The sequence below is a fragment of the Microvirga sp. TS319 genome (assembly GCF_041276405.1).
Taxonomy (GTDB): Bacteria; Pseudomonadota; Alphaproteobacteria; order Rhizobiales; family Beijerinckiaceae; genus Microvirga.
On the sequence record NZ_JBGGGT010000002.1, the window covers coordinates 3,255,126 to 3,279,178 of the forward strand.

The following is a 24,053-nucleotide window of genomic DNA, read 5'->3' on the forward strand; positions in this document are numbered from 1 at the left end:
AATTCGGCCTGAGCACGCCTCAGGCCTTCACCACATTGGGCCGGGCTCCCAGGTACCGTCCACGGGTGTCGACGATGAGCTTGGAATGGCTTTCGATGGCTTCGTAGTCGAACTTGTCGTGATCCGTCGCCAGCAGCACCAGGTCGTAGCTGGCCAGCACTTCCGGCGTCAGATCGACACTGGCCAGATCGAACGAGTAGCGCCTCATCTTGGGGAATGTCGGCACATGCGGATCGCTGTAGGCGATATGGGCGCCCTTGGCCTGTAGGAGGCTCATCAATTCCACAGAGGGAGACTCCCTCATGTCGTCGACGTTCTTCTTATAGGCGATGCCGAGAACGAGGATCCGGCTGCCCCGGATCGACTTCTCGCGCTCGTTCAAGGCATCGGCAATCTTCTCGACCACCCACTCGGGCATGGCGCTGTTGATCTCGCCCGCAAGTTCGATGAAGCGTGTATGCACGCCGTATTCCCGCGCCTTCCAGGTGAGATAGAACGGGTCGATGGGGATGCAGTGCCCCCCCAAACCGGGGCCCGGATAGTACGGAACGAATCCGAATGGCTTGGTGGCGGCTGCACGGATCACCTCGTGGATGTCGATTCCCATCCGGTCGGCGATGATCTTCATTTCGTTGACCAGGCCGATATTGACGGCGCGGTGGATATTCTCGAGCAGCTTGGTGAGTTCCGCCGCCTGCGTCGAACTGACCGGCACGACAGTATTGATGACCTGTCCATAAAGCGCGAGGCCCGCCTCAAGGCAGGAGGAGGTCGTGCCGCCGCACACTTTCGGAATGGTATGCGTGCTGAACTTCGCATTGCCCGGGTCCTCGCGCTCGGGCGAGAACACCAGGAAGAAGTCTTCCCCGACCTTGAACCCGGACCTCTCGATCCGCGGCCTGAGCTCCTCTTCGGTCGTTCCGGGGTAGGTCGTGCTCTCCAGGGACATCACCTGACCGGTCCGCAGATGCGGCACGAGGGCATCGACTGTGGTCAGCACGTAGCTGAGATCAGGTTCCCGGTACTTGTTCAAGGGTGTCGGAACGCACAGGATCAGCGCATCGACCTCTTTTGCCCTTGAAAGATCTGTCGTGGGCTCAAAGCCGCTTTCAATTGCTTTCGCGATGCCTTGAGCAGGAATGTGTTCAATATAAGTCTGCCCGCTCTTGAGAATATCGACCTTGACCTGGTCAATATCGAAGCCGACTACTTTATAGCCAACTTCGGCGTAGCGGATTGAGAGCGGCAACCCAACGTAACCAAGCCCTACGACACCGATCACAGCAGTCTTGTCATTCAGTTTTTTAAGCAGAGCATCTTTGTGCATTGCAAATCTCGACCTTAGCCTTATGGGGCAGCGCTTCCTATGAAAATCATCGGGTTAGGGTCGCCAGGATCCAGACAGCGCACAGGAGGCGCTCCCCGAAAGAAGGCTGCGACCACCCCGCCGCGAAACGGATGACAGCCGCCATCACGCCGCTATACCGTCTCAGCCCCACACCAGCAACCCTTAGCAATATTATGTCTCTATCCGGATCGGGGGATCGGGCAGGAAAGCGCCGAAGCGGGCCTGTATTCACCGGTTGCCCCCTCTCATGGATCGATCTACTACAGCATCGGACGTGAAATCGAACGCACATCCGATGCTGTAAGTCACCGATTTCGAGCATCTTTGCACGCAAAACCGGTCCCCACTTTTGCGTCCGATGCTCTAGACACAGTTCGACGCGGGAGGACGAGGGTGCGCATTTTAGCTGTTGCCGTAACCTACAATCCGGACACTGGCCTGCTCGCCCGTGTTCTCGACTCGATTGCCTCTCAGATCGACGGGATTGCGGTGGTCGACAACGGCTCCGTCAATATGGCCGAGATCGGTCAGATCGCCCAAGGCGTGGGAGCCCAGGTCCTTTCCAACAGCCAGAATCTAGGAATTGCGGCCGCGCAGAACCAAGGCATCGCCCTGGCGCGCAAAGATGGCTTCACGCATGTGCTCTTGCTTGACCAGGATACGATTCTTGCGCCTGGAGTCGTGGCAGATCTGGCACACCAGCTGTCGCTTCTTGAACGGGACCACGGCAAGGTTTCGGCCATCGGTCCCGCCTACTTCGAGCGTCACAGCAAGCAGCAGACGCGCGCCTACCGCGCCAACGGGCTCCGCTTATTACGGATTTCCCTTGAAAATCAGGCCCGGCCGATCGCGAGCGACTCCATCATCGCGTCAGGATCCCTGATCCCCCTCGCGGTCTTGGAGCAGGTTGGAGAATTCAAGGAGGACCTCTTCATCGATCTCGTTGACGTGGAGTGGTGCTTCCGGGCTCGGGCAGCCGGATTCGCCGCGTTCATCGCACCAAGCGCGGTGGTGGACCACCATCTGGGCAGCGGCACCGTCAAGATCGGACGCCGTCAGATAGCCGTCCACACGCCGGTACGGAATTACTATTGGGTGAGGAATGCCCTTTGGCTGGCCCGCCAGCCCTATACGCCCCTGGCGTGGCGTCTCTACTTCATCAGCAGAAGCCTTGCCTTTCTCGGGGCCTACACCACGCTCGTCGACAAGAAGCGTTTAAGGCTGCAACTGATGGGGCGGGGCATCCGGGACAGCTTCATCGGCCGCTTCGGACGTATCCGCCCGTAGCACAGGCCTTGTCCACAAGCCCTGGCGTCCTCGGCAGGAGAGGTCTCTCATCGATCCGATGCTCCCTCCGAGAGGAGCGCATCGCTTAAGCGGACAGCCGGGGCCACGTTTCACTCGCGCGGCCCGCTGGGTCCGCACGATGCGCTACGAGCCTGGCATCGCAGATGCTCCCCTGGCAATGTTCAGGAGATACTGACCATAGGTACTTTTGGCGAGCTTGGTTCCGAGTTCGGTGAGCTGCTCGCGGCTGATCCAGCCAGACGTGAAGGCAATTTCCTCCGGACAGGCGATCCGGAACCCCTGCCGCTTTTCGAGAGCGCGTACGAACTCGGCCGCCTCCACGAGGCTATCGGGAGTTCCCGTGTCTAGCCAAGCGTAGCCTCGGCCCATCAACTCCACCTGGAGTTGGCCCATTTCAAGGTACGCCCGGTTCACATCCGTGATCTCAAGCTCGCCTCGAGCCGAGGGCTTGAGCCCGGCCGCGATGTCGATCACTTGATGATCATAGAAATATAGTCCCGTGACCGCCCAGTGGGAGCGCGGGACCTTGGGCTTCTCTTCGATGGAGACAGCCCTGCCGCTAGCGTTGAACTCGACGACGCCGTATCTCTCCGGGTCGGTTACATGGTAGGCGAATACGGATGCTCCGGAGGTGCGTCCAGCGGCCGAGCGCAGCAGCTCGGTCAGGCCATGACCATAATAGACATTATCTCCCAGGATCAGGACCGACGGTCCGCCGGCCACGAACTCCGCCCCGATGATATAGGCCTGAGCCAGCCCTTCCGGCTTTGGCTGTTCCGCATAAGACAGGCGAATGCCCCATTGCTCGCCCGAACCCAAGAGGTGCCGGAAGCGTGGCAGATCGTCCGGTGTCGAGATGACGAGGATCTCTCGTACCCCCGCCAGCATGAGCGTGGTCAGGGGATAATAGATCATCGGCTTGTCGTAGATGGGGAGCAGTTGTTTCGACATCACGTATGTCATCGGGTGCAGACGCGTGCCACTTCCGCCCGCCAGGATGATGCCCTTCACGTTGATCCCCTTTCGTCGGCAGCCGGGTCGGCGGCCACATCTATGATCCAGTTCAGGTCCAGAGGGTGCTCCATCCGTGAAAGGACCCCCGTCAATCCCCCTGCTGCCGTCGGCGCCCCGTATGTCCCGGCCATCAATCGAAATAGACGGGGAGTTCCGCAAGCCGCGGCTGCATTCGATCCTTGTCCGACAGAATCGCCTGCCCCTGCGGCATCGGCCATTCGATCCCTAGCGACGGATCGTCGAAGGCAATACCATGATCGTGGGCTGGCGAGTAATCGGCAGTAACCTTGTACTGGATTTCCGTATCCGGTTCGAGGGTGCAAAAACCGTGGGCAAATCCGACCGGGATCAGGAGCTGACTCCCACTTTCAGCTGAAAGCTCCACAGCTACGTGCCGTCCATAAGTGGGGGAGGAACGCCTGATATCCACGGCCACATCGAAGATGCGCCCCCGGGCAACCCTCACGAGCTTGGCCTGAGCAAAGGGATGACTCTGAAAATGCAGCCCACGGACGGTCCCGACGGCGGCCGACAAGGAATGGTTGTCCTGCACGAACTCCTCAGTGATCCCTGCCTCGAAAAAGCGCTTTCGGCTATATGTTTCGGAAAAGAATCCGCGGTGATCTCCGAAACGCCTTGGCGTTATGATCTTCACGTCCGGTATCGCAGTCGGCTGAACATTCAGCATCATTCATCTCCAGCTTTGCTCTGCCGAACCCTTTTCAGGAGAGCATCCGGCGGCGCCGCTCTCAGGCGCCGATACCGAGACGCTCGCCTCGATATCCTCCGGAGCGGACCCTTTCCCACCATGTCCGGTTCTTGAGGTACCATTGCACCGTCTTGCGGAGCCCGGTTTCGAAGGTCTCGGCTGGTCGCCACCCCAGATCATGCGCAATCTTGGTAGCATCGATCGCATAGCGGAGGTCGTGTCCCGGGCGATCGACGACGTAAGTGATCAGCCCTTCGCGGGGCCCGATCCTTGCATCCGGAGCCATCTCGTCCACTAGCCCGCATATGGCCCTGACAACATCGATGTTCCTGCGCTCGTTCCAGCCCCCGATATTATAGCTCTCGCCCACCCTGCCCCTCTCGGCCGCCAGAATGAGCGCCTCCGCATGATCGTCCACATAGAGCCAGTCGCGCACGTTCCTGCCGTCGCCGTAGACCGGCAGCGTCTTGCCCTCCAAGGCGTTCAGGATCATCAGCGGGATGAGCTTCTCGGGGAAGTGATACGGCCCGTAATTGTTGGAGCAGTTCGTCACGACGGTCGGCAGGCCGTAGGTGTGATGCCAGGCACGAACGAAATGATCCGAGGCCGCCTTGGAAGCGGAATACGGGGAATTAGGTTGATAGGGATAGCTCTCGTGGAACAAGCCTTCCTCACCCAGGGCCCCGAAGACTTCATCGGTCGAGATGTGGTGGAACCGGAAATTGTCGCGGCGTTCTCCGCGGAGGGTTCGCCAGTAGCGCAGACTCTCCTGCAGCAGGACGAAGGTACCGACCACGTTGGTCTGAACAAACTCTCCGGGGCCATCGATGGAGCGGTCCACATGGCTTTCTGCCGCCAGATGCATGACCACATCGGGCTGAAAGCGTTCGATGATGCCCAGCATCCGGGCAGCATCCGCGATATCGGCCCGCTCGAAAGCAAAACGGGGATCGTCTACAACGGAGGCAAGGGAATCGAGGTTACCGGCATATGTGAGCTTGTCCACGACCAGCACCTGATGGGGTGTCGAGCCGATCAGACGACGGACAACGGCAGAACCGATGAATCCAGCCCCACCGGTCACCAAAAAGCGTTTTCTCATTTTGGCACTCTTTCTGCCGTCTGTTTCGAAGCACCTGAAGCTCGGGCGAACGACAGAAATTCTAGATGGGCTCAGAAGTCAAGATCCGCCCTCACACTCAAGAGCTATCCTAAGCGATTGAAAAGAAATACAAACGATCATGCTCGCTTGATTGTTATCAATTTAAGCTTCCAAACTCCGTACAGCTAAATCATTCTTAGAATATGCTGCCCAAGTGCCTGAATATATCGAACGGCAACGCAATTATACATAGTTATAGAACGTTATCGCCAAGCAATACAGTGAGGCCATGTTTCGCCTTACATCATTCAATGGACTGTCGCCGCCTCGTAAGCGGAGTTATTGCGTACGATATCACTTATCGGCTATTTAGATACATCCATCCGGAAGACCGCCCATCAGCCCGGAACTCTCTATCGCATTGTGCGAGAATGTGGCCCGGTTTTTCGCTCTGAACGATGCGCCATTGAAAGAGTGGAGCATCGGACCCAAAGTGGAATCTACTTTGGGTCCGATGCTCTAGACGACGGAACCCCACAGGCGAGATCGTTCCAACTGATGATTGTTCGCGACGACCATCGGTTCGCCATGTTGCCCCAAAGACCTGGTCAGCCTCCGGTCTGGCGCGTCGCAACGGAAAGGCCCCAATCAAGAAGGCTCTCTGCGCGGGCCAAACTTGCAGCCTCGACATAGACACGCAGCTCCGGCGCATTCCCGGACGCGCGGAAGTGAACGATCTCGCCGCTGCCTGCGGTGACACGGAGCCCATCCCTCGCATCGAGGTTGGCCGCGCCACCCAGGAAGGCGAACAGGTCGTGGCGAAATTCGATGTCCTGCTGAAGCCGAGAAAGAAATGATCCCGCCCTTTCGCTTGCGACATTCTTCAGGCGATTGCTTGCAGCAGCCTTGAAAGAGAAGTCGGCCGCAACACCGGAGAGCGGCTGCGTGCGTGCGGAAACCTCGCTCAAGACGCAAAAAATTGGCAGCATGGCATCACGGGTAGGAAGCGCCTTAAGGCAGCGCCCTTCCTGCGCGACATCGGAGCCAAGCAGCACACCGCCATTGGCTTCGAACCCAACGATGACGCGCGCATCGGATCCTGTCGCCTCGCTCATCCCTTCGATTACGTAAGGAGATCCGACTTTCGTCCGGATGACGCGTTTGAAAGCTCTGGATGCTTCCAACGCCGAATTCGACGTGACAGGCGTCACGATCACGTCGGCGCCGAGGCGGCGCGCCGTGATGGCCCCAACAAGGTCGCCACGCAGAAACGTCCCCGTTTCATCGGCAATCAATGGACGATCCGCATCGCCGTCAGTCGATACGATCGCATCCAGGGACATATTGCCGGCCCATTGCCGGGCCAGGGTCTCGTCCTCCGGCCGCAGCGCCTCCGTGTCGACGGGGATGAAGCTCGTTGCGCGGCCGAGCGCGATCACCTGCGCGCCGAGGGATTCCACCATGTCGACGAGGATGTCGCGCGCCACGGAGGAATGCTGGTAGACTCCAATCGTGAGTTTCGACAAGGCCCCTGCGCCGAAGAAATCCAGATAGCGCGCCTTGTAGGCGGCGAGCATGTCCGTATCCGGAGTTCCGACCTGGGATGGCGAAACTGCCCCAAGATCAGGAAGCACGCTTTGAAGATTTAACCTGGCATGATGTGCCAGGATGCGGACTTCATCCTGCTTGCCGATTTCTCCCTCAGCCCGATAGAATTTCAAGCCGTTGCGGTCTTCCGGGATATGGCTCCCCGTGACCATGATGGCAGGAACGCCTTGCCGCAAACTATGATAGGCCAGCGCCGGCGTCGGCAAAGCACCGCAATCGACCGGGAGCAGGCCAGCGTCTCTTAATGCCGCGCAACAGATCCGTGCAATGCTTGGGCTGCTGGCGCGCAGGTCCTGCCCGACCAGCACCGCCCCGTTCATTCTCTCCGGGGCCCCGTCTTCTTTGAGTACTTCCGCAAAGGCGCGTGTGTAGGTATATGCCGGAACTCCATTCAGTTCCGTCACAAGCCCTCGCAGCCCGCTGGTGCCGAATTTCAGAGAGCTTTCGCCCGGGATTGCCGATTGGAGTGCTTCTGCCTGGGTCATCAGCAGATTCATACGGCCTTGGAGACGGTAGCGTCCAGGGGACCGCCCGGATCCTTCGGATTACTCCAGCGAAGGGATCAAGGCTCGTTCGGATCGTTCAGAAGGCAGTCCTTGCCCGGCACGTCTGTCACCACCGCTCCGAGCTGGACGTAGCCCTGGTCGAGCACCGCAGCATCGATCTCGAAACGGAGGGGGTCGATCTGGCGATCCGCTGCGGCCGGGGCAGCCTGCGGGACGGGTCTCGGTCCGCCTGTTCGAGGAACGCTGCTTCCCGATTGCCTCACCTGCCCTCGCCGATGCACTCCGGAGCGGCGAGCCGGAACGGATCCTGCAACACCCGCTCGTGCACGACTCGGATGCCTCGGCATGGCGAGCCTGGTTTGCAGAGCACGGTATGGACTACCGTCCCCGGCCGCAGGATCGTCGTTTTGAGGATTACAACCTCGTGCTCGATGCCGCAGCCCATGGCCTCGGGGTGACCCTGGCCCGTCCGCCCCTCGTTGGGGAGGCGTTGCGGAGTGGGCGCCTCGTCCCTGTTAATCCGCGAACGGCCCTGAATCCCGTCGCCCACTGGCTGGATCGCCCGGCAACCCGGCTGCGGCCGTCCGCGGCTGTCCTGGCGCGACGGATCATGGCGGAGGCAGGACTGGCCGCGGCCTTAGTAGAAACATTTCTGAAAACGTAAGACAGCCGTTAGCCGCCACTTCCCGATCCTGCAACGTAACACCGCACTAAGACCTGCCCGATCCAGGGAAGCGTCGGCTACCATCCGGTTGAAGCCGGTCAAACCGATCTGGCCCAGGCCCGTCCGGCTCCGTTCAACACGCTGCTCCACAGGAAGAATTTCGGGATGAGCAAGGTTCGCAGACCGCATCCTCAAGCGGGGACAGAACGGCGTCGGCTAGGTCGTTCGCCGCAACTTCCGTCCGATCGAGATCCGCGACGGCGTGTTCAACGGCATCCCGACGTGACCGTGGCAGCAACTCCGTCAGTGTTCGGAACTTCTGGAGGATCTCGTCATCGGTCAAAGGCGATTCCGGATCGCCGCGCGCAGACGTGGGGCCGGAGGTCAGGACCGTGCCGTCATCGAGGGTGATGGTCGCTGCGGCGATGCGCTCGGCTGGAAAGCGGGCACTAAACGCCTCATCCTCGACGAGACGGATCCGCGACGCTAAGGCTGCGATCGCACCGTCGACAAGACCACCCGCCATGATCTCGTCCGCCCCGAGCTGCCCGCGGACGAGGAGCGCCGCAACCGGGAAGCCCAATGCGTACTGCGCCTGTTCCGTCGTCGTCGGCAGAACCGTTCCGAGCCTGACGCCATGGCTGAAGGTCCGGATCTCGATGGCCGCGATGCGCGACGCCGGAACGTCACCGACAAGGCGCGATGCGGCCTCGGCTGCGGGCTGGGCCCAGCGACAGACTGGATAGGGCTTGAAGTACTGCTCAAGGATGTACCAGCGCTCACCCAGGTCATCCCAGATCCCGGAGCGATCCGCCTCGATCAGGACGGCCGGGGCACCCGTAAAGCCATCGGACGCGAGATGAGCTGCCGAGACCCCGGCGAGCGCGCCCCAGCCCGACCCGTCCTTCACCATGGTCGGATGGTCGATGCATCGCATCATCTGGCTGCGAGGACCATGGTACTCGGCAATCCCGAGCGCATGGCGTGTCCGCGTCTCGTCCAGTTTCAAATGCCGTGCGAGCATCGACGCGCAGCCGAGTGCGTTCCAGGCCCCGGACGTGTGATAGTCCTCGACGCTGCCGTGTAGCGCCATGCCTGCGCGCGTCGCGATTTCGTATCCGAGCACAAGCGAGGTCAGCAACTCGCGACCGTCCCACTGTCGGGACGCGTCCATCGAAGCAAGGGCGGCTGGCAGAAGGGCAACACCCGCGTGTCCCTTGGTCAGCCTATGGCCGTCATGGGCGTCGAACGAATCGATTGTCGAGGCACCTGCATACGCGGCACCGGCAGGACTTGCACGCCGCCCGTCGAAGAGAAGCCGGGCCCCCGTCCCGCTCGCGCCCATCTGGGAAACGGCGAAGTTGTGAACGATGCGGGACAGTTCGGATTGCCGTCCGCTGGCCGCGACCCCGATGAGGTCCAGAAGGCAGCGCTTGGCCTGGGCAATGACCGGATCTGGAAGATCGGCATAGGAGAGACGGTGAATGAACGAGATCGCAACGGTCATCGGCTTACAGGTACCCAGACAGCATCGTGACGCGGGAAGGGAATCAATCCCCCGTGAACTTCGGCGGGCGCTTCTCGAAGAATGCCTGGACGGCCTCTTCATGATCGCGGGTTTGATGGCAGAGGCTCTGCAACCCGGCGGCCATTTCCAGCAGCGTATCGAACTGGACATTCTGCGACTCCCGAAGGAGACGCTTGGACATCCGCAGATGCCGCGGCGGATTGGCTGCGATCCGTTCCGCGACCTTCGCGGCCTCAGAGAGAAGATCGTCGTCCGGCACGACCCGCGAGACCAAGCCCCAGGACAGGGCGGTGCCTGCATCGATCGGGTCACCGGTAAAGGTCATTTCGGCGGCACGGCTGAGCCCGATGGCACGCGGGAGGAGCCACGAGCCGCCGTCCCCAGAGATGATCCCGACCTTGACGAAGTTCTCGGCGAATACGGCGCTTTGGGCGGCGATGCGAATGTCGCAGGCGCAGGTGACGTCGAAGCCGGCACCGTAGGCCGGACCGTTCACGGCCGCGATGGTCGGAACCTCAAGGTGGTAGAGCTTGGCAATCGTCTGCTGGATCCCGCGTCGGTAGCGGTCGCGGAGTTCCGCAGGAGCCCCCGCAAAGCTGCCTGACCGATCGCGCATCTCCTTCAGATTGCCGCCGCCCGAGAAGGTCTTGCCGGCCCCGGTCAGGATGACGCAGCGCACCGATCCGTCGCTCCCGACGCGATCGAAGGCATCATTGAGGCCCGCGAGGATCTCGGCATCCGTGACGAGATTGCGGCTCTCGGGCTTGTTGAGCGTCAAGGTGACGATATGTTCCTGCTGCCGATATAGGACGGCATCGGTCATCATGCAGCCTCCTGCGAATAGCGGGCGAGCAGCTCGCGCTTGAGAACCTTGCCGCTGGGGTTCGTGGGCAACGCGTCGACGAACACGATGCGCTTGGGACGCTTGAAGGGCGCAAGGTCCTGGCTTGCACGGCAGTACTGGTCGATTGTTTCCGCCGACAGGTCTGGTGTTGCCTTGACGATGAAGGCGGTGACAACGCTGCCCCACTTCGGGTCGGGGGTCCCGACGACGGCCGCTTCCAGCACGCCCGGGCACCGGTACAGGATATCTTCGATCTCGCGTGGATAGATGTTTTCTCCGCCGGAGACGATCATATCGTCGGCCCGACCGCGGAAGGTGTAAAAGCCCTCATCGTCGCGACTGAACAGATCACCGGTCAGCAGCCAGCCGTTACGCAGCTTTCGCGATGTCTCCACCGGGTTATTCCAGTATCCGGCCGTCATCTGCGGACCGCGCACGAGGAGTTGGCCAACCTCGCCGGGACCGACGAGTTCGTTTGGATTACAATCCCCGTCGTCGCCCACACGGACAATGCGGCAGTTCGTGATCAAGGTCGGCTTGCCGCAGGATCCGAGGTGGCTCAGGGCGTCGTCAGGGTGCAGCAGCAGCGTGAGGCTCGCCTCAGTCATGCCGTAGCCGTTATAGATGTTCGGGCAGAACCGCTCGATCACCTGCTGCATGGTCGAACTGGCGATCGCAGCGCCACCGGTGGTGATCATGCGCAGGGATGAGACATCGAACTCCGAGAACCGCGGGTGGAACAGCATTTCCTGGATTTGCGTCGGAACTGCAAAGAGTGTCGTGATCCGTTCGCTCTGGATGGTCTCGAGCGTCGCAAGGGCCTCGTAACGCTCCATGATGACGTTGGCGCCGCCCACCATCATGTGCGGATTGAAGTAGGCTTGCATTCCGCCCACATGATAAAGCGGCGCGATGTGGAGGGCGATGTCGTGATGGGACAGCTTGTATTCCATCGTGCAGTTCTGCGCGATGGCCACGTCGTTGGCGTGTGAGTGCATGACGCCTTTTGGCTTGCCCGTTGTTCCGGATGTGTAGACCAATGCCGAGAGATGCTCCGGGCGGATGTCAAGGCGATCCCCTGCCAGCGGCGCATGCTGCTCGGCCAAGGAACCAAAGTGGTGATGGCCTGGCGGTACGGCAGCCGGATCGCCGCCATGGACGATATAGGCGTACACGCTGCTCACGCTTTCGGTGACCCGGAGCACGGCGTCCCGCAAATTGTCGCCATAAACCAGGACCCGCGCCCCGGAATCCCGAAGGATGTAGGCGACCTCGCCTGACGCCAGGCGGAAGTTCATTGGCACAGCCACGGCCCCAAGAAGCTGACACGCCATGTAGGTGGTCGCAGACGCCTCGGAAGTGTTGAGATAGAAGGCGACGCGATCGGTCGGTCGCACACCCATCTCGGCCAGGGCTCCGGCGAGGCGAAGGATGCGCCGGTGCCAGGCGGCGTAAGTCCAGCGCCGGTCTCCTTGGGCCAGGGCCGTCCGCTCGGGGTACTTCTCGACACTCTGCATAAAGAGATTTGCGATCGTAGTCATGTTGGTCGCTTCAAAGGTTGGGCTTCACATCAGGGAGGTCGGCGGACGCGATGAGGTACCGCGCCATCTCGGAGGTGCCTCCGACGATGGGAAGGGCGCGGGCATCGCGGTAGAGTTGTTCGGCGCGGCCATATTCCTTGGTGATCCCGTCGCCGCCGAGGATCTGCACGGCCCTGTCGGCGCAAAACACCGCCGTTTCCGTTGCCACGAGCTTCGCCATCGCGGCGGGTTTGGCGAGCTCCTTGCCCGTGATACCGGCATCGTAGAGCTTGGCGGCCCGATAGGTGAGAAGTTCTGCGGCGTCGATGCGCCAGCTCATTTCGGCGACCGTGCTCCAGATCAGTTGCTTGGATCCGAGTTTCTGACCGAAGGCCTCCCGAGTCTGGGCATGATCGCGGGCGATCCCGAAGGCGGTCCGCGCAACTCCGAGTCCCGACCCGCCGAGGATCGCGCGCTCGAAATTGAACATGCTGACCATGATACGGGTGCCCTGCCCCGGCTCCCCGAGCATGTGGTCCCGCGGCACACGTACGTCCTTCATCTCGACTTCGCCGACGATGCACCCGCGTCGTCCCATGAAGGTGTAGCGCCGCGGAAAGGTCAGCCCCGGCGTTCCGGCCGGTACGACCACGGCCGAGAGGCCCTTGCCAGCCGGTGCCTCGGGATCGGTGACGCCATACATGATGTACACGTCCGCAACGCCGGCGTTGGAGATGTAGCGCTTGAGGCCGTTGATGACCCATTCCCGCGATGCCTCGTCATAGGAAATGCGGGTCTGGAGGCGGGACGTGTCGGAACCGGCCGCGGGTTCGGTGACCCCGATCGCTCCCACTGACCTCCCGTCGATGATGTCGCCGAGGTAGCGCTCCCGCACCGCTGGCGCCGCATAGCGATGAAGTGGGTAGGCGCAGCTCAGGGCGGTGCCAATCGTCGTTTCGAACGCGTAGTTGATCGCCGCCGCCTCTTCGGAGAGGATCGTGGCATGGGTCAAACCTGGCTTTGCCAGCCATCCGCGGTACAGGTCCTTGAACATCAGGGTAAGGTATCCGGCCTCTCCCAGCGAGCGGACCACGGCCTTGACTGCATCCCAACTGTCCTCGTCTTCGATGGCGGATGCCCGCGGCTCGAGCTCACGCGCCAGGAAGGCGCGCACTTCGGCACGAAAGCTGCGGTCCTCATCATCGAGGATGAAGTCCTGGAGCTGATTCATGAAGGGAACCCCTCGGAAATGCGGGTGAAGGCGCGGGCCAGGAATGGGGCGGCGCCATCCCGTACCGTCGGAAGCAGGAAGCGCGCCTGACGCACGCTTTCATAGTCTAGGGTCGCCGTGATGAGCGCTTCCTCGGCACCGGCCTGGGTGATCACGCGCCCGGTCGGATCAAGGATGCGGGATCCACCCCAGAACGTCAGGTCATCCTCGCGCCCAACCCGATTGGCGAGAACCAGGGGAAAGCCGTAAGTCATCGCATGGAACCGAGAATTGATCGCCCAACCCTCGCTGTTGTCGAACGCTTCCCCAACCGCCTCCCGGGCGGAGCTTATCGGCGCCAGAAGCAGGCTCGTCCCACTCATGGCGGCCAAATGGACCAGGGCCGGATTCCAGAGATCGGCACAGATCATCACCGCTGCCCGCCAGGACGGCCCAAGCGGGTGGGGCTTGATGCCATGGCCAGCGCCGAAGAACTTTCCATCCTCAAGGCGTCCATAGGTGGCCAGATTGATCTTGCGGTGTACGAAGGCGACTTGGCCTTGCGTCAACCCGAAGGCACTGTTGTAGAACAGGGCACTGGGCGCTTCCTCGACCGCACCCACGATCGTGAGCATGTCGCCGCTTGCGAGGCTCAGCTCGCGGAGGATGGCATGATCGGCAGAAAGCGCAACGCGGGGTCCCTCGCGTCCGCCTGAATGACCGACGAGCGAGAGCTCCGGAAACAGCAGGACCTGAACGCCGGCCGCACGTGCATCGTCGATCACGGCCAGGTGCTTGCATTGGTTCGCACCGAGATCGCCAAGGGGTGTTTCGATTTGGGCGGCTGCGACTTTAAGCATGGGTGTCACGCAAGCGAGTAATGGAAGTAGGCGGCTGGAGCCGCGGGGGCTCCAGCCGCGCGATGTCAGATGAGACCGTTGGACTTCAGGAAGTTCGCCGAGACTTCCTCGATCGACTTCTTATCGACATCGACGCTCGCGTTGAGCTTTGCCATGGTGTCGTCGTCGAGTTTTGCGGACAGGCCATTCAGCAGCTCGGCCAGCTTCGGACTGGCATCCAACGCCTGCTTGCGGACCACGGGCGTCAGGGCATAGGCCGGAAAGAAGTTCTTGTCGTCCTTCAACACCACGAAGTTGAAGGCCGGAATGCGCCCGTCCGTTGCGAAGGCTAGAGCGACGTCAACCTGGCGCTCCTTCAGGGCCGAATAAGTGAGCCCAGAATCCATGCGCTTCACGTTCGCGCGACCGAAGTTGAACTTGTAGGTTTCCTCGAGCGGCTTGAGCCCGTCGGGGCGCTCGGCGAACTCGGCGTTGCTCGCGAACGTTAATTTATCGCCTCCGCTCACCTTTCCGGCCAGATCGCTGATCGAGACGATGCCGTTCTTCTCCGCGGTGTCGCGGTTCATGACGAGCGCATAGGTATTGTTGGCGCGGGACGGATTGAGCCAAACGAGTCCCTTCTGGGCATCCAGATCCTTGACGCGCTTGTAGGTCTCCTCCGGCGAGAGCTTGTCGGCGATCTTGTTGTAGGTGATCAGCGACGTGCCGGTATACTCCCAATAGACGTCGACCTGGCCATTCTCCTGAGCCTGCCGGAGAACGGCACTGCCCATCCCGGCGCGCTTATCGGCCTTGAAGCCCTTGGCGTTCAGGAGCTGCGTCGTCATCTCGGCCATGATCTGTTGCTCGGTGAAGTTCTTGCCACCGACGACGATGGGAGTCTGCGCGAATGCGGAGCCAAGCCCCATGGCGGCGAAGGCGGCGGTAGCCAGGATGACGCGACGGTTCAGATACTTCATGACGTTCTCTCCTTTGAATGGCCGAAGGATTGTTCCTCGGTCCTTATGTCTCCGGCATCACGCCGCGCGGCACGACAATTCGCGTGACGAGAGCGATGACGAAGTCGGTGATAACGGCGAGCATCGCCGTTGGAATCGCGCCGGCGAGCATCATGCCGGGTTCGCTGAGATCGATGCCCGTGAAGATCAGCTCGCCAAGACCACCTGCACCGATCAGGAAGGCGAGCGGCACGGTCCCGACATTGACCGTCACGGCAGTGCGGATGCCGGCGAAGATCACGTAGAGGGCATTCGGCACCTCCACGCGCCATAGGATTTGCCACGGCCTCATGCCCATTCCGGTCGCAGCCTCGATGAGATGGGGCGGCACTTCCAGGATGCCGATGTAGGTATTGCGCACGATGGGAAGAAGCGTCATGAGCCAGAGCGCGAAGATCGCGGGGAGCGCTCCTATCCCAAGCACGCTCATGGAGAGGGCAAGCACTGCAAGGGTCGGAATGGTCGTGCCGACGTTCAATGCCTGCATAACGGGTTCGGCGACCTTGCGGCAGGCCCTACGGCTCAGAACAATACCAAGAACCATTCCGACCAGGATAGCCAAGCCGCCGGAGATGGCCGCCAGTTGCATATGCTGAACGGAGAGGAACGCAATGTCATCCCAGCGCCTGATGATGTCATCCAGCAAGCCCAGGGCCTGTGCTGCCAACAGCGCAACGGCCATTGCCGCTGCGATCACGATTCCCCGGACGGGCAACCGGACTTTCGAAAGCCGGCCGACGGCAATCGCGGCTCCCATTTCCTTGGTCATGCGACGGCTCCATGATGGATCGGAACGACATTGGCGCCATCCGGCTGACGATAGGTCTCGCCCAGCCGGCGCATGATACCGGCCTGCGTCACCTGGCCGACGAAACGGCCCTCCTTGTCCACACAGGCCAGCCATGTCACGCCATGCATGAACATGAGCGACACGGCCGTTCGCAGATCGGCCTCGGCGTCGATCACGCCCGGGAGCTCACGTGTCTTGGATGACACGGGTCCCGTCCGGCCGCTCGCATCCTCCTCGTGCAGCCAGCCGCTTGGCGAGCCGGCGGCAGTCAGGACCACGATGCTGTCGGTCTTGTGTTCGCGCATCAGGGCATGAGCGCGCCCGAGATCGTCGGTTTCGAGGACCAGGCTCACCTCCCGATCGCTCGCCTGCCCGACGGTCACGAGCCGAAGCCGCTTGAGGGTCCGGTCCGCGCCGACGAAGTCGGCGATGAAGGCATTGGCCGGATGGGCGAGGATGTTGTCGGGCGCGTCGAACTGCTCGAGCTTTCCCGCCCGGAAGATGGCGATCTTGTCTCCCATCTTCACGGCCTCGTCGATGTCGTGACTGACGAACAGGATGGTCTTGCGCAGAGTCTTCTGCATGCGCAGGAACTCGTCCTGGATGATCTCGCGATTGATCGGGTCGATCGCGCCGAACGGCTCGTCCATGATCATGATCGGAGGATCCGCCGCCAAGGCCCGGGCTACCCCTACGCGTTGCTGCTGGCCGCCCGAGAGCTCGCGGGGGAAACGATGCAGGAAGATCGCCGGATCGAGAGCCACGAGCTCCAGCAGTTCGGCCGCGCGCCGTTTGGCTTTTGCATCGTCCCATTTGAGCAAACGAGGGATGACGCAGATGTTTTCCTCCACCGTCATATTCGGGAAGAGACCAATCTGCTGGATCACATAGCCCATGCCGCGCCGGACCTCGACCGGATCCATCGTGTCCGTGTCGCGCTCGCCGACGAAGATCTTGCCCGACGTCTTCTCGATCAGGCGGTTGACCATCTTCAGGGTGGTGGTCTTGCCACAACCGGATGGGCCGAGAAGAATACAGATCTCGCCCGTCGGGACTTCCATGTTGATCCGGTCGGCGGCGACCACGGATCCGAACTTCTTCGTGAGATCTTCAAGCCTGATCATGAAATTCTCTCCCTCTCACACGCGCAGGCCAGCGGGCGTGAGATAGCGCTGGACCCATTGGAGTCCGTAGTCGGCGACGATGGCGAGCAGGCTGACGCACAGGGCGCCAGCAATGAGCTGGCGGCTGTCGGTCTGTGAGATCCCGCGGCTGATCAGGGATCCGAGCCCGCCAGCTCCGATGTAGGTGGCGATGGCGGTCACGCCGATGTTGATGACAACCGCGACCCGCACGCCGGCCATGATGACCGGCACGGCGATTGGCAACTCCACCTTGAGCAACCGCTCGAGGGACGTCATGCCCATGCCCCGGGCAGCCTCGCGCAGGGCTGGATCCACGTTATTGATGGCCGTGTAGGTATTGCGGATGATCGGGAGCTGCGAATAGAGCAGGACGGCGATCACGGCGGGCAGATAGCCGATGCCCTGACCGATCAGCGATAGGACGGGGATCAGGACGCCGAACAGCGCAATGGACGGGATCGTCATAACGATCGCAGCGATATAAAGGACGATGTCCGCGGCCTTCTTGTTCTGCGTGATCGCGATCCCGATCGGGACACCCGTCAGAACCGCAAGTCCCACCGCCACACCGACGATGGAGACGTGTTGTCCCGCCAGGAACAGAATGGTTTGCGCGTTGTCGCGCATGAATGCCAGCGTTTCCATCCCTTGAACCCTCGGCGCGTTGTCGCGCTCTAATGACCGAAAATGGCACAGGTCACTCGACAAGACCCGCCTGGAACCGTCATTTATTCGCCCGAAACCGACATATTACGCCGCGTTTGCCGGGGCGTCTGGCGGAAGGCCTGTCGAAAGCAGCGTCCGAAATGGGAAGGGTTTGTGAATCCGGTCCGCAAGGCAACCTCCGTCACCGGAGTGTCGGTCTCGCTCAGGAGCCGCTTGGCCTCCCGAAGGCGAAGGCTCAGGTAGAAGCGTGCAGGTGTGGACTGCAAGTGACTGACGAAAAGGCGCTCCAGATGCCGTTCGGTGACACCGGACCGGATGGCGATCTGGCTGATCGCCATCGGCTGCTCGATGCACGTCTCCATTAGGCTCAAGGCCGTCACGAGGGCCGGAATGGTCGTACCGTAACGGCCGACGATGTCGGTTCTCTGGGTCTCCTCGGCCGAGCGGATATGGGTATACAGGAACTGCTCCGCGACCCCGGACGCCAGCGTGGAGCCGAACTGGCGTGCAATGAGGGCGAGCATCATGTCGAGGCCGGCGATACCCCCACCGCAGGTGAACCGCCTGCGATCGATGACGAACAAGGTGCGGCTCGGCTTGAGATCAGGAAACTCATCCGTGAAATCCTGGGTCGTCTCCCAATGGATCGTGAACCGATAGCCCTTGAGAAGCCCGGCCCGAGCGAGCAACAGGCTCGCCGTGCTCACCGCCCCGATGTCACAGCCGCGGCGCTCCTGCTGCCGCAGCCACCTGAACACCGTGGTCTCGCGATACTCTGCCACATTGAGGCTCGCCACCACGATGAGGGCATCGAATGGAACTGGGAGGTCCAAGCCACCATCCCGTTGAAGGCGAAAGCCGCTGCTTGATGGGACTGCTTCTCCGGAGGGGCTGATCAGGTACCATTCGTAAAGGCTGCGGCCCGCGAGCCGATTGGCAGCGCGCAAAGGCTCGCTCGCAGCACTGAGCGCCATAAGAGAAAATCCAGGCAGGATAAGAAAGCCGAAGCGGATTGGCTTGCTTACCTCCGGGGTGGTGTCCATGGTTGAAGCAACCCTCTATTCCATAGTGTTGACCTTGGCCAAGTATCAGCGAAGTGGTCAATAAGGGATTGATCAGGCACTGGCCCTTTTACTTGCCACCGGATGTCACGACTGGCATGTATTCCTGCGTCCGCGAATGGTCCAGGGCACGTCGTTCCATTCAGGAATCGGCATTGACCGAGTGACCGTCATGTTCTCCCTCTGCGTCTAGAGCACGTTCTCTTTCGACGGAAACTGGTTTCGATCTGGGGCAAATCTGCTTCAATCAGTGTCTCTGGGTTGCAGAAGGTTGGCTGTGATGACACGCCCCTACTCCTTCGACCTCCGGGAACGCACTGGCCCGCTATGAGGCCGGCGCGACCACCCGCGCGATCGGCGCCGCGCTCGCGATCAGTCCGTCCTGTGTGTCGAAGTGGCACAAACGCAAGCGCGAGACCGGCAGCCTCGCGCCGGGCCAGATCGGCGGACACAAGAAGCCGGTGCTTTCGGGAGCCCGCGGGGCTTGGCTCGCAGAGCGCGTGCGCACGGCGCCGTTTACCCTGCGCGGGCTGGTGGCCGAGCTGGCCGCGCGCGGCGTGAAGACCGACCTGCGCGCCGTGTGGGCGTTCGTGCATCAGCTGGATCTGAGTTTTAAAAAAAAGCCCTCAGGCCGCCGAGCGGACGCGACCTGACATTGCCCGCAGGCGTCGGCACTGGCAGGCCCATCAAGGCGAGATCGCCGCGTCCCGCCTCGTGTTCCTGGACGAGACCTGGGTCAAAACCAACATGGCGCCCTTGCGCGGCTGGGCTCCGCGCGGCCAGCGGCTCGTGGGCGGTGCGCCGCATGGGCATTGGCGCACCCTGCCCCTCATCGCCGCCCTGCGCCATGACCGGGTGGACGCGCCTTGGGTGCTCGACCTCCCCATCGATGGCGAGAGCGTTCGCCTCTATGTCGAGCGAGCCCTGGTGCCGACCCTGCAGCCCGGCGACGTGGTGGTGCTCGACACTCTCGGCAGCCACAAGCAGGCCTGCGTGCGCCGCCAGATCCGCACGGCGGGGGCTCATCTGATCTTGCTGCCGTCGTACAGCCTCGATCTGAACCCGATCGAGCAGTTGTTCGCCAAGCTCAAGCACGGGTTCCGTAAGGCCAAGCTCCGGACCGTCGAGACCGCCTGGCGCACCATCGGCGAGCTCCTGGATCAGGTCACGCCTGGCGAATGTGCCAACTCCCTCAAGAACTCAGGATACGCTGCCGTGTGAACGAAACATGCTCTAGCGGCTGAAGGCGCTGTCGGAAGCGGCATGGCGGTCGGGTCGACGTCGGGAGCATGCTCCGCAATCAAGCCCTGCAGGCGCGCGGGCTTCGGGGGAACGACACCTTTCCGGCGACAGAGATCCAGAATGGTCTTGACCTCACCCGCCTCGGAAGGGTCGAGCCCGCAGGAGCGCATCCACTCGGAATCGACGGGTGCGTCAGTGCCCCGCCCCCGCTCCGCGAGAAGTCGGTAGACCGCGCCGCTGATCCGGTCCGCGTGCTCCCCGCTCATCGGCTCAGGGGTCTCGAGCGTTCGATCGACCGTAGCGACGAGCTCAAGCTTCGCGGCATGGCGGCGGGCCACCGTGACGAGGATCGCCCTCGCCTCGTCCGGGGTCAGGCGGCCGCGCCGCATTTCGTCGAACACGACTTCGCTTATCGCGATCAGCTCCGCTCCGATCCGGCGCGCCTCGGTCCAGTGGGTCGACTGCAGGCTGATCTGCAGGACCCGCCGTCCGTTCGCGCCGCAAGCCGGGAGCCGGGAGCCGGCGCCGCCAGCAATATACCGCACCGCGGCGCATAAGATGAGAACCGACCGGCATGTGTGACACCCATGTGTGACAGGGATGTGCAGCAGTACGGAGCGCTTCGCCCGAAATCGGGAGAAAAGCTTTCGGCTTCAGGAACTTAGCATGGAATGGCTGGGGCGCCAGGATTCGAACCTGGGAATGGCGGTACCAAAAACCGCTGCCTTACCGCTTGGCGACGCCCCAATGGTGGGCGTGTACATAATCGGCGGCATCGGTCCTGGCAACCCGATTTTACGACCGTCCAGCGCTGAAAAGATATCTGCCGGGACATGCAAATCCCCCTTGCGGCATCCGTCCCCCCTCGCTATAAGACCGGCCTCCCCGATGAATAATCGGTGTCGGAGTGTAGCGCAGTCTGGTAGCGCACCTCGTTCGGGACGAGGGGGTCGTAGGTTCGAATCCTATCACTCCGACCATTTTCCCGCTTCTGGATTAGATATATATATATGAAGCGCGACGGTCGGCCGTGGAAATCCATGGATCGGCTCAGGCTATCTTTCCTGCGTAACCGGGAACGTGAAATGATTGCGGAAGGGCCCATCCAGCTTGATTGGGGCTCCCAGCGAGAACTCAAAATTGAGCTCGGCTAGCCTCCCTGCGGACAGCATATCGAACCTGCATGCCTCTACGCTGCTCCGGACATATCCCGCTCGCATGCAAAAGAAGCCCCAGAAGCTCCGCCTGCCCTAAGTGCGGCGGGCGTGAAAAGTGGGAACCAGGTTTGCGCGAAAAGATACTCAATAACATAGACTGACAGCATCGGATGTGGGTTCGATGTCACGTCCGATGGGCTAAAGCCCTGCGCAGAGCACCCAAATCTTCTGCCGCTGTCGCTCGCCCTATCCTTCCTTCGTCGTAACGAGAGAAACAAGGGAGTCATCGTCGTGGGGCTCTACCCCTACGGCTGCCTTGAAAGGGACTTGGGTTTGCCGGTGGTCGAAACCAACCGCTGACGGAGCCACTGCGTAACGGGTTGGTCAAGGAGCCTGTGGGCCATCTCAGCGACGATCACGGACGCAATCATAACGGCAATTACGTAAACCCAAGGGGCGGCGGATACCGGTATAGCGAGCTTTATCGCGATCATGCGACAGCCCCAAATCACCAATGTATGCAGGAGATAAAGCGCGTAAGACGAGTCACCCAGGACCGCAAGGGGGCGAAGCCACATAGGCGGTGGGCCGAACGTCCCCAGGGTTGCGCCAACGACGATGAGAGCTGCCGGGACCCCATAAGCATAGATGCGCTCCCACTTGGAAGGGTAACCATCGCCGATTTGAACGAAGTAGACGAAAACCGCGATACCAATCATTGCTGCCGCAATGGGCCAAGGCAAGCGCAGCCCCTCCTTGTAAGCAAGCCCGATCCCAAGACCAAATACGAAATTCAGGATGATCGGTTGGGACAGGAACGTAATAGCATCTGCGCCCGCTCGTGTTCTTCCGGCGGCGACAATTCCAACAAGGACTAAGATGAGACCACAGATCGCGAAGCGACGCGGAAGAACAATCGCTATCGAGAACAGAAGGTAGAAAAACATCTCGTAGTTCAGGGTCCACCCAACAGGATGGGTCGGCTGCATGACGCCATCGGGGCGTGGGTAGGGAATGAAGAAATACGAAGCTAGCGTATGCGCTAAGGTAAAACCGCCGCCGACACCGAGAACATAGAGCGAGGTTGTCGCCCAATACAACGGGACGATCCGGATCAGTCGCCGTAACAGGAAGAGCTTGGTTGCTCCTGGCGTTCCAAAGAGGCGGCCTGATGAAACCACCATGATGAATCCGGAGATGACAAAGAATATATCGACGCCGGCCGATCCTATCACAAGTTTAGGGATAGCATGGGGAAGCCCAAACCCTTCAGCCAGATTAAGCTGAATGTGATGCCCCACAACCATCAAGGCGGCCGCAGCTCGCAATAGCTGGACAGAAAACAGAAAGAGCACGCTTGGCCCCAATCGATGCAGTCATCCCAATGAGGTGCGCTCTATCAGCGATGGGCTTGGCGTCAAAGTGCTACGATGGTGATGCGCAAAGAATATAAATTGGGGCGGCGACATAGGAACGTTCAAAGACGCAATATCGCATCGGCGGGCAAACCCCAGGCAGCAACCTGCTGGTGATAGCATCGTGTACTTATGCAAGCGTGACCGGAACTGTATTTCGGCCAGAGGGCGCCTGGAAACTCAAGGGATTGCACGGACTAATCTTTTGGTCATGGAGCGACTCACCGCGAGATCAATCCGGCTTTCTGTGATGGCCGGTAGGCCCTCCCGGTCTTCGGCAAAAGGGCAGATGGGCACGGGGCAGCTTTAGCTCAGCGGCCACGGGCGCAATTTCGTGCCCACGCCAGAACGAATGGCGGTAGGCTCGAATTCCATCACTCCCACTGTTTTCCGCACTTGCATCAAAAGGTGGACAGAGCCTCGCCGACGGGCGATGGAAAGCCCTGGCCCGTTTCGCGGTCCTCCTCCCATCGCCGCTACGAGATCAACGTGAAGCTCGTCATCGTCTCCGACATTCATGGCAACTACGATGCCCTGCAGGCTCTCCCGGAGGAATACGACGAGCTTTGGGTGCTCGGTGATCTGGTCAATTACGGTCCTCAGCCGGCCGAAGTCACCGCCGCAGTGATCGCACAGGCCTCATTGGTCGTGCAGGGAAACCACGACCATGCGGTGGCCCACGAGGACGATTCGGCCTGGAGCCCGCGCTACCGCGCTATGGCCGAGGCGACGCGGCGCTACACCTCCTCGGTCCTGAGCGACGCGCAGAAGGCCTATCTGCGCAGCCTTCCGGAGCAGGTCCGCATCAAGCGCGAGGGGACCACCTTCCACCTGCTTCACGGCACACCGGCCGATCCGCTTCGCGGACGCTGGCCGACCGACGAAGCGGAATGGGAAGCGGAACTCGCCGGGATTACGGCCGATGTCCTCCTGTGCGGCCACAGCCATGTGCCCGTCCTCAGGCGGCTTGGAGGCAAGACGCTGCTGAATCCCGGAAGTCTCGGCCAGCCCCGGATGGGGGGCTCCTGCGCAAGCTATGCGGTGTGGCAGGACGGCGCTTTCGAACTCAAGACGTTCCACTATCCGGTCCAGGAGACGGTGCGAAAGCTGAAGGAACTCCCTTTCCCTTCGGAGATCACGGCGGAGCTGGTGGAGATTCTGCAAACCGGCAAAGTATAGGCTTCTTGCACGGAACGAGGGCCCTGGCGGTGCGAGTGGAGGCCCTGAGCGGAGCCCTGGCTCATCGTCCGCCCCCGAGGACCGCGTGCGCGAAAAGCGAATCCGGTTCTCGGTGCAGAACGACGCGCAAGAGAATTTTCCGGCGAAGTGGACCCGGTTCGCTGTCAGGAAAATGCGGC

Annotated in this window: 21 protein-coding genes, 2 tRNA genes and 1 pseudogene; 5 read left to right on the plus strand and 19 right to left on the minus strand. The window is 61.3% G+C overall.

What is annotated here, in order from left to right; all coding sequences use genetic code 11:
* Positions 1–19: 19 nt before the first annotated feature.
* A complete protein-coding gene (locus tag AB8841_RS24815) occupies positions 20–1,327 on the minus strand; it encodes a nucleotide sugar dehydrogenase (RefSeq protein ID WP_370438428.1) in 1,308 nt (435 codons plus the stop codon).
* A 414-nt stretch (positions 1,328–1,741) separates the two neighbouring features.
* Between AB8841_RS24815 and AB8841_RS24820 the strand changes: the two genes are divergently transcribed.
* Positions 1,742–2,635, plus strand: coding sequence for a glycosyltransferase family 2 protein (locus AB8841_RS24820; protein ID WP_370438429.1), 894 nt, complete (start codon positions 1,742–1,744; stop codon positions 2,633–2,635).
* Positions 2,636–2,779: 144 nt separating this feature from the next.
* Here the strand turns inward: AB8841_RS24820 and rfbA are convergent, their stop codons facing one another.
* From rfbA to AB8841_RS24845, 5 genes are all read right to left on the minus strand, one after another.
* The gene (rfbA, locus tag AB8841_RS24825) at positions 2,780–3,667 is read right to left on the minus strand and encodes a glucose-1-phosphate thymidylyltransferase RfbA (protein ID WP_370438430.1); all 888 of its coding nucleotides are present in this window, start codon (positions 3,665–3,667) and stop codon (positions 2,780–2,782) included.
* 133 nt (positions 3,668–3,800) lie between these two features.
* Positions 3,801–4,358, minus strand: coding sequence for a dTDP-4-dehydrorhamnose 3,5-epimerase (rfbC, locus tag AB8841_RS24830; RefSeq protein ID WP_370439359.1), 558 nt, complete (start codon positions 4,356–4,358; stop codon positions 3,801–3,803).
* 61 nt (positions 4,359–4,419) lie between these two features.
* On the minus strand, positions 4,420–5,481 hold the full coding sequence (gene rfbB / locus AB8841_RS24835; RefSeq protein WP_370438431.1) for a dTDP-glucose 4,6-dehydratase: 1,062 nt from the start codon (positions 5,479–5,481) through the stop codon (positions 4,420–4,422).
* A gap of 608 nt (positions 5,482–6,089) precedes the next feature.
* Positions 6,090–7,574 carry a phosphomannomutase gene (locus AB8841_RS24840; protein ID WP_370438432.1) on the minus strand — a complete coding sequence of 495 codons (1,485 nt, stop codon included), beginning with the start codon at positions 7,572–7,574 and terminating at the stop codon, positions 6,090–6,092.
* Between the two features lie 77 nt (positions 7,575–7,651).
* On the minus strand, positions 7,652–7,858 hold the full coding sequence (locus AB8841_RS24845) for a hypothetical protein (RefSeq protein ID WP_370438433.1): 207 nt from the start codon (positions 7,856–7,858) through the stop codon (positions 7,652–7,654).
* Between AB8841_RS24845 and AB8841_RS24850 the strand changes: the two genes are divergently transcribed.
* Positions 7,849–8,259: a LysR substrate-binding domain-containing protein gene (locus tag AB8841_RS24850; protein WP_370439360.1), complete on the plus strand. Its 411-nt coding sequence runs from the start codon at positions 7,849–7,851 to the stop codon at positions 8,257–8,259. The two genes, AB8841_RS24845 and AB8841_RS24850, sit on opposite strands and share 10 nt — an antisense overlap.
* Positions 8,260–8,392: 133 nt before the next feature.
* Here AB8841_RS24850 and AB8841_RS24855 read toward each other — a convergent pair whose 3' ends face one another.
* The 10 genes from AB8841_RS24855 to AB8841_RS24900 all read right to left on the minus strand — a co-directional run bounded on the left by AB8841_RS24855 (position 8,393) and on the right by AB8841_RS24900 (position 18,863).
* Positions 8,393–9,766 (minus strand): MmgE/PrpD family protein, encoded by a 1,374-nt coding sequence (locus AB8841_RS24855; protein WP_370438434.1) that lies wholly within the window; start codon positions 9,764–9,766, stop codon positions 8,393–8,395.
* 43 nt (positions 9,767–9,809) lie between these two features.
* Positions 9,810–10,613: a crotonase/enoyl-CoA hydratase family protein gene (locus AB8841_RS24860; protein WP_370438435.1), complete on the minus strand. Its 804-nt coding sequence runs from the start codon at positions 10,611–10,613 to the stop codon at positions 9,810–9,812.
* Positions 10,610–12,172, minus strand: a complete 1,563-nt coding sequence (locus AB8841_RS24865; protein ID WP_370438436.1) for a class I adenylate-forming enzyme family protein — start codon at positions 12,170–12,172, stop codon at positions 10,610–10,612. The genes AB8841_RS24860 and AB8841_RS24865 overlap by 4 nt, the downstream gene beginning before the upstream one ends.
* Before the next feature lie 10 nt (positions 12,173–12,182).
* Complete coding sequence (locus AB8841_RS24870) at positions 12,183–13,382, minus strand: acyl-CoA dehydrogenase family protein (RefSeq protein WP_370438437.1); 1,200 nt, start codon at positions 13,380–13,382, stop codon at positions 12,183–12,185.
* Positions 13,379–14,221: a nitrilase-related carbon-nitrogen hydrolase gene (locus AB8841_RS24875; RefSeq protein ID WP_370438438.1), complete on the minus strand. Its 843-nt coding sequence runs from the start codon at positions 14,219–14,221 to the stop codon at positions 13,379–13,381. Before AB8841_RS24875 ends, AB8841_RS24870 begins: the two co-directional genes overlap by 4 nt.
* A 65-nt stretch (positions 14,222–14,286) precedes the next feature.
* Positions 14,287–15,180, minus strand: a complete 894-nt coding sequence (locus AB8841_RS24880) for a glycine betaine ABC transporter substrate-binding protein (RefSeq protein WP_370438439.1) — start codon at positions 15,178–15,180, stop codon at positions 14,287–14,289.
* A gap of 43 nt (positions 15,181–15,223) precedes the next feature.
* The gene (locus tag AB8841_RS24885; protein ID WP_370438440.1) at positions 15,224–15,988 is read right to left on the minus strand and encodes an ABC transporter permease; all 765 of its coding nucleotides are present in this window, start codon (positions 15,986–15,988) and stop codon (positions 15,224–15,226) included.
* Positions 15,985–17,133 (minus strand): ATP-binding cassette domain-containing protein, encoded by a 1,149-nt coding sequence (locus tag AB8841_RS24890; protein ID WP_370438441.1) that lies wholly within the window; start codon positions 17,131–17,133, stop codon positions 15,985–15,987. The genes AB8841_RS24885 and AB8841_RS24890 overlap by 4 nt, the downstream gene beginning before the upstream one ends.
* Positions 17,134–17,148: 15 nt before the next feature.
* Complete coding sequence (locus AB8841_RS24895) at positions 17,149–17,799, minus strand: ABC transporter permease (RefSeq protein WP_370438442.1); 651 nt, start codon at positions 17,797–17,799, stop codon at positions 17,149–17,151.
* A gap of 83 nt (positions 17,800–17,882) precedes the next feature.
* Entirely contained in the window at positions 17,883–18,863 is a 981-nt protein-coding gene (locus AB8841_RS24900; protein WP_370438443.1) for a GlxA family transcriptional regulator, read from the minus strand.
* 298 nt (positions 18,864–19,161) lie between these two features.
* Here AB8841_RS24900 and AB8841_RS24905 point away from each other — a divergent pair.
* Positions 19,162–20,102: pseudogene (locus AB8841_RS24905) on the plus strand (IS630 family transposase).
* Here AB8841_RS24905 and AB8841_RS24910 read toward each other — a convergent pair.
* Complete coding sequence (locus AB8841_RS24910; protein ID WP_370438444.1) at positions 20,042–20,668, minus strand: hypothetical protein; 627 nt, start codon at positions 20,666–20,668, stop codon at positions 20,042–20,044. The pseudogene AB8841_RS24905 and the gene AB8841_RS24910 sit on opposite strands and share 61 nt — an antisense overlap.
* Positions 20,669–20,795: 127 nt before the next feature.
* A tRNA-Gln gene (locus AB8841_RS24915) sits at positions 20,796–20,870 on the minus strand.
* Positions 20,871–21,026: 156 nt separating this feature from the next.
* Here AB8841_RS24915 and AB8841_RS24920 point away from each other — a divergent pair.
* Positions 21,027–21,103: transfer RNA gene (locus AB8841_RS24920), tRNA-Pro, on the plus strand.
* A gap of 482 nt (positions 21,104–21,585) precedes the next feature.
* Here AB8841_RS24920 and AB8841_RS24925 read toward each other — a convergent pair.
* Positions 21,586–22,635: an acyltransferase family protein gene (locus tag AB8841_RS24925; protein ID WP_370438445.1), complete on the minus strand. Its 1,050-nt coding sequence runs from the start codon at positions 22,633–22,635 to the stop codon at positions 21,586–21,588.
* 468 nt (positions 22,636–23,103) lie between these two features.
* Here AB8841_RS24925 and AB8841_RS24930 point away from each other — a divergent pair, with 468 nt between their 5' ends.
* A complete protein-coding gene (locus tag AB8841_RS24930) occupies positions 23,104–23,874 on the plus strand; it encodes a metallophosphoesterase (RefSeq protein ID WP_370438446.1) in 771 nt (256 codons plus the stop codon).
* Positions 23,875–24,053: the final 179 nt, after the last annotated feature.